Genomic DNA, 2312 nt, shown 5'->3' on the forward strand with positions numbered 1-2312 from the left:
GTGTGCCCCCGTACAGTCGGCACGGTGAGCAGCGCCCCTCTGCAGGCGCCGGACCGGCTCGAGGCCCTCGGCCGCGACCACGAAGGCCGGCCACTGCCCGACGTGCGGCGTCGACTCACTCCGCCGGTGTACCTGTCCGAGCCGATGCTCGGCTGGGTCGGGCCGATCCTGGTTGCCGGGGTCGCCGGCCTGCTGCGCTTCTGGCACCTGGGCTATCCGAACCGCGTGCTCTTCGACGAGACCTACTACGCCAAGGACGCCTACTCCCTGCTGCTGTTCGGCCATGTCCGCGACAGCGTCGACAAGGCCAACGAGCGGATCGTCTCCGGCAACGTCGACGACCTGTTCAAGGAGACCCCGAGCTTCTACGTGCATCCCGACGTCGGCAAGTGGCTGATCGCGGGTGGCGAGCGGCTGTTCGGGATGGACTCGTTCGGCTGGCGTTTCTCCTCTGCACTGGTCGGCACTCTGACCGTGCTGGTGCTGTGCCGCCTGGTACGCCGGCTGACCGGCTCCACCCTGCTCGGCTGTGTCGCCGGCATCCTGCTCGCTCTGGACGGCCTGCACCTCGTGATGTCCCGGCTCGCCCTGCTCGACGTCTTCCTGGCGTTCTTCCTGGTCTGCGCGGTGGCGTGCCTGGCGGCCGATCGAGACTGGGGCCGGGTCCGGCTGCTGCGCGCGCTGACCCGCGATGGCCCGGTGACGACCGGTTCCGGTCCGCTGCTGCTGTTCCGGCCCTGGCGCCTGGCCGCCGGCGTGTGCTTTGGCCTCGCCGTCGGCGCCAAGTGGAGCGCGCTGTTCCCGTTGGCCGCGTTCGGGTTGCTGGTCTGGGCCTGGGACTCCTCGGCGCGGCGAGCGATCGGGGTGCGGTGGCCGGTCGCCAAGGCGGCGGTGGTCGACGCCGTACCCGCCTTCTTCTCGCTGGTAGGCGTGGCGCTGCTGGTCTACGTGGCCACCTGGTCGGGCTGGCTGGTGCACGCCGAGCGCTACGAGGAGCAGTTCGGCTCCGACTGGGGCAGCTATGTGAAGAACGACGCCGAGGGCCTCGCGGAGGGCGCGCAGTCGGTGCGCTCGCTGTGGCACTACCACCAGGAAATCTGGGGGTTCCACACCGGCGAAGGCCTCAGCGAGGAGACGCACAGCTACCAGTCGAGCCCGTGGGGCTGGCTGATTTTGAACCGGCCGGTCGCGGTGGACACGCAGACCGACATCGAGGCCGGGACGGCGGGGTGCCCGGACACCGCCGACAAGTGCATCCGTGAGGTGCTTGCGATCGGGACTCCGGCGCTGTGGTGGGGCGGCGTGATCGCGCTGCTTGTGTCCCTGTGGTTCTGGATCGGCGGCCGGGACTGGCGGTTCGGGCTTGCGCTGGTGGGGGTGTTCTCCACCTGGCTGCCGTGGCTCCGCTTCGACGACCGGCCGATCTTCCTCTTCTACGCGGTGGCGATCATCCCGTTCACGGTGATCGCCACGACGCTCGTGCTCGGCACGATCCTCGGGCCGCCGGGCCGGTCGAGGCGGCGGCTCGTCGGCGCCGTGGTAGCCGGGGCGTTCGTGGCGCTGGTGGCCGCGAACTTCGCGTTCTTCTATCCGATCTGGACCGACGGGCTGCTCACCAACGAGAACTGGCTGGACCGGGTGTGGTTCACCCGCTGGATCTGATGCCGGGCCCTCGCCGCGGCGCCCCGTCCTTTCCGGCGCGGGGCCCCGTCCTTTCCGGCGCGGGGTGACCCCGTGCCGGTAGGTCCGGTGCGGGGCCGCCCTGCACCGAACCCGGTTCGGCGTAGGGCCACCCACGACGCGCTGACCATGAGCCTTGAAGCGCACCGCGAGGACGACAGGGTTGCCGAACGTAGGCGGGGGGAACCGGATGCCGGGCTACGACGTGGCCGCGCCCTCGTCACCGAGACGAGGTGGGGGCGTACAACATGCAGGGTTGCCGGAGTATGCTGCTCGTCGACTCCAAGGCTCGAGTCCCCTGGCGCGCATGTCTACACCATGGAGTACGAGGGAACGACTTCGTCAATGGCAGTACGCAGCAACGACCCGGGATCTCGACCTGAGCATCGCTGAGGCACGTTCGTCGGCATGCAGGTCTGCGAGGCGAAGGCAGCCACTCCCGACGTCTGCAGCAACTGAAAGAGCGGAGTGAGCTAGAGTTCCAAGGGTCGCGGCGAGACGTCTTACTCGGAGGGCGCGAAACATGATTCCGCAGCTGCGCAGCGTGCGGTGGTCCGCGCTGAACTCACTCCGACTGTTATCCAAGGGCAGGGACTGCCGGTGAGGCCAGCCACTGAGGGAGGCTCAAACTC

At 69.2% G+C, this 2312-nt stretch carries 1 protein-coding gene; it reads left to right on the forward strand.

The features are described from left to right. Positions 1-24 precede the first annotated feature (24 nt). Positions 25-1662 carry a phospholipid carrier-dependent glycosyltransferase gene (locus VF468_27250; protein HEX5881984.1) on the forward strand — a complete coding sequence of 546 codons (1638 nt, stop codon included), beginning with the start codon at positions 25-27 and terminating at the stop codon, positions 1660-1662. Positions 1663-2312 lie beyond the last annotated feature (650 nt).

The organism is Actinomycetota bacterium (assembly GCA_036280995.1).
In the GTDB taxonomy this organism is placed as follows: Bacteria; Actinomycetota; CALGFH01; order CALGFH01; family CALGFH01; genus CALGFH01.